At 73.6% G+C, this 6,772-nt stretch carries 5 protein-coding genes; 3 read left to right on the forward strand and 2 right to left on the reverse strand.

Features of this window, described 5'->3' with window-relative positions; all coding sequences use genetic code 11:
• The first annotated feature begins 178 nt into the window (after positions 1-178).
• Complete coding sequence (locus ACFUVW_RS18545) at positions 179-946, forward strand: GNAT family N-acetyltransferase (protein ID WP_430572781.1); 768 nt, start codon at positions 179-181, stop codon at positions 944-946.
• 43 nt (positions 947-989) lie between these two features.
• On the opposite strand, the gene ACFUVW_RS18550 is transcribed toward ACFUVW_RS18545, so the two are convergent.
• The gene (locus ACFUVW_RS18550; RefSeq protein ID WP_430572782.1) at positions 990-1,424 is read right to left on the reverse strand and encodes a hotdog fold thioesterase; all 435 of its coding nucleotides are present in this window, start codon (positions 1,422-1,424) and stop codon (positions 990-992) included.
• Here ACFUVW_RS18550 and polA point away from each other — a divergent pair.
• Positions 1,423-4,164: a DNA polymerase I gene (gene polA, locus ACFUVW_RS18555; protein WP_430572783.1), complete on the forward strand. Its 2,742-nt coding sequence runs from the start codon at positions 1,423-1,425 to the stop codon at positions 4,162-4,164. The two genes, ACFUVW_RS18550 and polA, sit on opposite strands and share 2 nt — an antisense overlap.
• Before the next feature lie 32 nt (positions 4,165-4,196).
• On the opposite strand, the gene ACFUVW_RS18560 is transcribed toward polA, so the two are convergent.
• On the reverse strand, positions 4,197-5,018 hold the full coding sequence (locus ACFUVW_RS18560; RefSeq protein WP_430572784.1) for a class I SAM-dependent methyltransferase: 822 nt from the start codon (positions 5,016-5,018) through the stop codon (positions 4,197-4,199).
• 206 nt (positions 5,019-5,224) lie between these two features.
• Here ACFUVW_RS18560 and rpsA point away from each other — a divergent pair, with 206 nt between their 5' ends.
• Entirely contained in the window at positions 5,225-6,709 is a 1,485-nt protein-coding gene (rpsA, locus tag ACFUVW_RS18565; protein ID WP_430572785.1) for a 30S ribosomal protein S1, read from the forward strand.
• The last annotated feature ends 63 nt before the right edge of the window (positions 6,710-6,772 follow it).

The raw sequence follows: 6,772 nt of genomic DNA on the forward strand, positions 1-6,772 counted from the left end.
CCGCCCATTGTGCGAGGGCGACCCGGTCGCTATCGTCGCCTGGGTGTCGTGACCAATCTGTGATATTCATGCTTCAACGACCGTGACCCCGGGGCTGCCGGGGCGGACCCGAGAGGCCGGGTGGGGAGGCTCCCACCGTGCGCCGGGGCGGGGACGGTCATTCGTCGAGGAGGTGCCGATGCGTGCAGCGGTCGAGGTCCGGCCGGCCGAGCAGGACGACATGGTCGACGTCGCGCGCCTGGCGGAGCGCGCCGTCGAGGAGTCGCCGTCGGCCGTGCAGGGAACCCCCTCGGACGCCTCTCGGCTCCTGGAGCACCTGAGCGTGCTGCTGGGCGCGGGCGGGCAGGTGCTCGTCGCGAGCCACGAGGGCGAGATCTGCGGGTTCGCGGTGCTGCGCGTGATCGACCCGCTGCTGTTCGCGACCACGACGAGCCTGTACGTCGACGCCGTCTTCGTCAGCCCGTCCGTCCGCCGCCGCGGCGTCGGGCACGCCCTCCTGGCGGCCGCGGCCGCCGTGGCGGGCGAGCGGGGCGCGGAGAACGTCTACTGCGCGCCCGCCCCGGGCGCCCGCGGCATGCACCGCTTCCTCGCCCGGCTGGGTTTCGCCCCCACGTCGGGGCACCGCGTGGTCGCCACGGCGACGTTGCAGCGCCGGCTGGTCCAGGAGAACCCCCGCGCGACGCGGACGGCGGCGCGGGTGGGGCGCCGCGAGGCGACCCGCGCGGCGATCGAGGACCTCGTCGCCCGCCGCCGCCGGGCGCGGGCCGCGGGCCTGCCCACCGGCCCGGTCGACCTGCGCGCCTTCCAGGCCGAGCGCGACGCCGCGCTGCGCGAGGCCGCCGAGCGGGCGGCCGAGCGGGGCGAGGGCGTGGGCGACCCGGACGGCGTGACCGCGCTGGGCGTCGCGACGCGGCGCGACGCGGCGAGCGAGTCCGTCCCCTCCTGAGCGGTCCGTCCGTCGCCGCGGCCCGCGCCGCCTCCGCCCGGCCTCAGGGGGCGTCGAGGATCATGCAGGTGAGCCGCGCGGTGCAGACGCGCCGCCCGTCGTCGTCGGTGACGACGATCTCGTAGGCAGCGGTCGACCGCCCCAGGTGCAGGGCGGTCGCCACCCCGTGCACGCTGCCGGACCGCGCGCCGCGGTGGTGGGTCGCGTTGAGCTCGAGGCCCACCGCGGCGCGGCCCGGACCCGCGTGCTGCTGGGCGGCGACGGAGGCGAGGGTCTCGGCGAGCGACGCCGTCGCGCCGCCGTGCAGCAGCCCCGCCGGCTGGGTGTTGCCGGGCACCGGCATCGTGCCGGCGGTGCGGTCGGCGCCCACCTCCGTGAGCCGGATCCCGAGGCGCTCGATGAGCGTGCCCTGCGCGGCGGCGGTCCACTCCTCGAGGGTGCGGGGGAAGCGGGGCGCGTCGGCGGTGGTGTCAGACATGGGCGATAGGTTGGCACCCGTGACGACCTCCGCGCGAACCGGGACCCGCCCACGCCTCCTGCTGATCGACGGCCACTCCATGGCGTACCGAGCGTTCTTCGCGCTGCCGGACACGCTGGTGACGTCCAGCGGCCAGGTGACGAACGCCGTCTACGGCTTCACCTCGATGCTGACGAACCTGCTGCGCGACGAGCAGCCGACGCACGCGGCCGTCGCGTTCGACGCCGGGCGCGTGACGTTCCGCACCGAACGGTTCCCCGAGTACAAGGGCAACCGCGACGCGACCCCGGAGGTGTTCCGCGGGCAGGTGCCGCTCATCAAGGAGGTCCTCGAGGCGCTGCGCATCCCCGCGCTGCAGCGCGAGGGCATCGAGGCGGACGACATCCTGGCCACGCTCGCGCGCGAGGGCCGCGAGGCGGGCTTCGACGTCCTGGTCTGCTCCGGCGACCGGGACTCGCTGCAGCTCGTCACCGAGGACGTCACCGTGCTGTACCCGAAGCGCGGCGTGTCGGAGCTGGCGCGCATGACCCCGGAGGCCGTGGCCGAGAAGTACGGCGTGCCGCCGGAGCAGTACCCCGACCTCGCGGCGCTCGTGGGGGAGTCGAGCGACAACCTGCCCGGCGTGCCCGGCGTCGGCCCCAAGACGGCGGCCAAGTGGGTCACGACCTACGGTGGCCTCGAGCCGCTGCTCGAGCACGTCGACGAGCTGAAGGGCAAGGCGGCGGGCAACCTGCGGGAGGCGGTCGAGCAGGTGCGCCTCAACCGGGAGCTCAACCGGCTGCTGGACCACGTGGAGCTGCCGCTGGCGGTGGCCGACCTGGGCCTCGCAGGGTTCGACCGTGAGGCCGTGCACCGGGTCTCCGACACCCTGCAGTTCGGCGCCCTGCGCGACCGGCTGCTCGCCGCGGACCCGTCCGCGGAGCCCGCCGAGGCGGCCGAGGTCGCGGGCGTGCAGGTCGCGCTCGCGGCCCTCGAGCCGGGCGGGCTGGGCGCCTGGCTGGCGGTCCGCGCCGGGCGCCCCCTCGGGCTCGAGGTCACCGGGACGCCGACGCCGGGGGCGGGGGACGCCTGGGACGTCGCGCTCGCCGACGGGCACGACGGGGAGACGGCCGCGGCGGTCGTCGACCTGGCCGACGCGACGCCCGAGGACGAGCGCGCGCTCGCGACGTGGCTCGCCGACCCGGCGGCACCGAAGGTCGTGCACGGCGCCAAGGCCGCCTGGCACGAGCTGGCCGGGCGAGGGCTCGACCTGCAGGGCGTCGCCTTCGACACGGAGCTCGCGGCGTACCTCTGCTACCCCGACCAGCGCGGCTACGACCTCGCCGACCTCACCGTGCGCCTGCTCGGGCGGGAGCTGTCCGCGGGGGAGGCGCCCGACGCCGCGGGGCAGGGGGCGCTCGACCTCGCGCTCGACGGGGGCGGGGACGACCCCCGTGCGCGGCAGGCGGCCGTGCGGGCGGCGGCCGTGGTCGACCTGGCCGAGGCACTGTCCGGGCAGCTCGAGGACCGGGGCGCCGCGGGGCTCCTCACCGACCTGGAGCTGCCCCTCACGGCCGTGCTGGGCCGGATGGAGGCCACCGGGATCGCGGCGGACGTCGAGTACCTCACCGAGCTCGAGCGCCAGTTCGCTTCGATGGTGGCGGACGCGGCCGCGGACGCCTACGACGTGATCGGCCGGCAGGTGAACCTCGGCAGCCCGAAGCAGCTGCAGGAGGTGCTGTTCGACCAGCTCGGCATGCCCAAGACGAAGAAGATCAAGACGGGCTACACCACCGACGCTGCCTCGCTGCAGGACCTCTACGTCAAGACGGAGCACCCCTTCCTCGAGCACCTGCTGGCGCACCGCGACGCGACCCGGCTGCGCTCCACGGTCGAGGGGCTGCTCAAGTCGGTGGCGCCGGACGGGCGCATCCACACCACGTTCCAGCAGACGATCGCGGCGACGGGCCGCCTCAGCTCCACGGACCCGAACCTGCAGAACATCCCGATCCGCACCGAGGAGGGGCGGCGCATCCGCCGCGCCTTCCGGGTCGGCGAGGGCTACGAGACGCTGCTCACGGCGGACTACAGCCAGATCGAGATGCGGATCATGGCGCACCTCTCCGGGGACGAGGGGCTGATCGACGCCTTCCGGTCGGGTGAGGACCTGCACCGGTACGTGGGCTCCCGGGTGTTCGAGGTGGCACCCGAGGGCGTCACGCCCGAGATGCGCTCCAAGATCAAGGCGATGAGCTACGGCCTCGCGTACGGGCTGAGCGCCTTCGGGCTGTCACAGCAGCTCACCATCCCCACCAGCGAGGCGCAGTCGCTGATGGACGACTACTTCACCCGGTTCGGCGGGGTGCGCGACTACCTCACGGGGGTGGTCGAGGAGGCGCGGGCCACGGGGTACACCGCGACGATCCTGGGGCGTCGCCGGTACCTGCCCGACCTCACGAGCGACAACCGGCAGCGGCGGCAGATGGCGGAGCGCATGGCGCTCAACGCGCCGATCCAGGGCAGCGCCGCCGACATCATCAAGGTCGCGATGCTCGGCGTGCAGCGGGAGCTGGACGAGCGGGGCCTCGCGTCGCGGCTGCTGCTCCAGGTGCACGACGAGCTCGTCGTCGAGGTGGCGCCCGGGGAGCGCGAGGCCGCGGAGGACGTGCTGCGCTCGCAGATGGGCGCGGCGGTGGAGCTCGACGTGCCGCTGGACGTCTCCGTCGGCGCGGGGGCCACCTGGCACGACGCCGGGCACTGACACCGCCCGACAGGGGATGGTGGCGGCGGTCGTCAGTCCTTGGTCGTGACGAAGATCGCGGTGCCCGGCAGCACGGTGCCGCGCTCCGGGCTCCAGCCGCCCCACGTGGCGGTGTTCCAGCCGGGCCACTCGGGCTCGACGACGTCGCGCAGGCGCAGCCCGGCGGCGACGACGTCGCGGACGTGGTCGCCGACGGTGCGGTGGTACTCGGCGTAGCGCACCTCGCCCAGGTCGTCGGTCTCGACGTAGGGGCGGCGGTCGAAGTACGACCGGTGCACGGTGAGGCCGCGGACGGTGGGGTCGTCGGGGAACGCCCAGCGCACGGGGTGGGTCACGGAGAACACCCACCGGCCGCCGGGCCGCAGCACGCGGGCGGCCTCGGCGTGGACCCGCGCCGCGTCCGCCACGAAGGGGATCGCCCCGTAGGAGGTGAACAGGACGTCGACGCTGGCCGGCGCGAACGGGAGGGCTCGGGCGTCGGCCTGCACCAGCGGCACCCGCGTGCCTGTGACGGCGTTGAGCCGCGCCGCGCCGGCGAGCATCCGTGCGGAGACGTCGGTGGCCACGGCCCGGGCGCCGCGCCCGACCAGCCAGCGCGAGCAGTGCGCCGCCCCGGCCCCGATCTCCACGACCCGCGCGCCGTCGACGTCGCCGAGCAGGCCGGCCTCCGCCTCCGTCAGCCCCTCCGGGCCCCAGCGGAAGCCCGCGTCGCCGAGGAAGTCCCCGTGCTCGGCGAGGTACGCGTCGGCGTTCTCGTCCCACCACCCTCGCGCGGCCGCGTTGCCGGCGTCGTCGGGGACGTCGTCGTATCCCGCGTGCGTGACGGGGCGGGGCACGGGAGGATGACTGCTCACGCGGCCATCGTGGCACGGGGCCCGCGTTGACCCCTCGCCGGGCCATCGATAAGATTGTCCGCGGTGCAGTGCGCCCGGGGGCGTCTGTGCGTTCGAATCGCCCCGCTCGAGTCGCGTCGAGCGGATCGATCGTCACGTCGACGCCCGGTGCCCGCGCCACAGACCCTGTCCGCACTACGTCCTGTCCGCATCGGAGCATCTACTCAATGACCATCTCCACCACGAAGTCCGCCCCGCAGGTTGCCGTCAACGACATCGGCACCGAGGAGGACTTCCTTGCCGCCGTCGACGCCACCATCAAGTACTTCAACGATGGTGACATCGTGGAAGGCACGATCGTCAAGGTCGACCGCGACGAGGTCCTCCTCGACATCGGTTACAAGACGGAGGGCGTGATCCCGTCCCGGGAGCTCTCCATCAAGCACGACGTCGACCCGGGCGAGGTCGTCGCCGTGGGCGACGCCGTCGAGGCTCTCGTCCTCCAGAAGGAGGACAAGGAGGGTCGCCTGATCCTGTCCAAGAAGCGCGCCCAGTACGAGCGCGCCTGGGGCACGATCGAGAAGATCAAGGAGGAGGACGGCGTCGTCACCGGCACCGTCATCGAGGTCGTCAAGGGTGGCCTCATCCTCGACATCGGTCTTCGCGGCTTCCTCCCCGCCTCCCTCGTGGAGATGCGTCGCGTCCGCGACCTCGCGCCGTACGTCGGCAAGGAGATCGAGGCCAAGATCATCGAGCTCGACAAGAACCGCAACAACGTGGTCCTGTCGCGCCGTGCCTGGCTCGAGCAGACGCAGTCCGAGGTCCGCTCCACCTTCCTGCAGACCCTGCAGAAGGGCCAGGTGCGCCCCGGTGTCGTCTCCTCGATCGTCAACTTCGGTGCATTCGTGGACCTCGGCGGCGTCGACGGTCTCGTGCACGTCTCCGAGCTGTCCTGGAAGCACATCGACCACCCGTCCGAGGTCGTCGAGGTGGGCCAGGAGGTCACCGTCGAGGTGCTCGACGTCGACCACGACCGCGAGCGCGTCTCCCTGTCGCTGAAGGCGACGCAGGAGGACCCGTGGCAGACCTTCGCCCGCACGCACGCCATCGGCCAGGTCGTGCCCGGCAAGGTCACGAAGCTCGTGCCGTTCGGTGCGTTCGTCCGCGTCGAGGACGGCATCGAGGGCCTGGTGCACATCTCCGAGCTGGCCGTGCGCCACGTCGAGCTGCCCGAGCAGGTCGTCAGCGTCGGTGCCGAGGTGTTCGTCAAGGTCATCGACATCGACCTCGAGCGTCGCCGCATCTCGCTGTCGCTCAAGCAGGCGAACGAGGGCATGGACCCGGAGTCCGAGGACTTCGACCCCGCGCTCTACGGCATGGCTGCCGAGTACGACGAGAACGGCGAGTACAAGTACCCCGAGGGCTTCGACCCGGAGACCAACGAGTGGCTCGAGGGCTTCGAGACGCAGCGCGAGGCCTGGGAGGCGGAGTACGCCAAGGCGCACGCCCGCTGGGAGTCGCACCGCGAGCAGGTCCGTGCGGCCATCGCGGCGGACGCCGACGCGGCCGTGAACGACGCGGTCCCCGGTGGCGGCTCCAGCAGCTCGTCGTCCTCCTCCTACTCGTCGGCCCCGCCGGCGCAGGAGGCCGCGGGCACGCTCGCGTCGGACGAGGCGCTCGCCGCGCTCCGCGAGAAGCTCACCGGCAACTGATACCCCCGGGTCGTCCGCGACCCGGCGGTGCCCACGGCGGCCCGTCACCCCTCGGGGTGGCGG

Origin of the sequence: Isoptericola sp. NPDC057391, from assembly GCF_042668085.1 — a bacterium.
In the GTDB taxonomy this organism is placed as follows: Bacteria; Actinomycetota; Actinomycetes; order Actinomycetales; family Cellulomonadaceae; genus Isoptericola.

Bases quoted from the DNA above. Each gene is read 5' to 3' on its own strand.
- ACFUVW_RS18545 (WP_430572781.1), top strand. From the start codon at position 179: ATGCGTGCAGCGGTCGAGGTCCGGCCGGCCGAGCAGGACGACATGGTC.
- polA (WP_430572783.1), top strand. From the start codon at position 1,423: ATGGGCGATAGGTTGGCACCCGTGACGACCTCCGCGCGAACCGGGACC.
- ACFUVW_RS18550 (WP_430572782.1), bottom strand. From the start codon at position 1,424: ATGTCTGACACCACCGCCGACGCGCCCCGCTTCCCCCGCACCCTCGAG.
- rpsA (WP_430572785.1), top strand. From the start codon at position 5,225: ATGACCATCTCCACCACGAAGTCCGCCCCGCAGGTTGCCGTCAACGAC.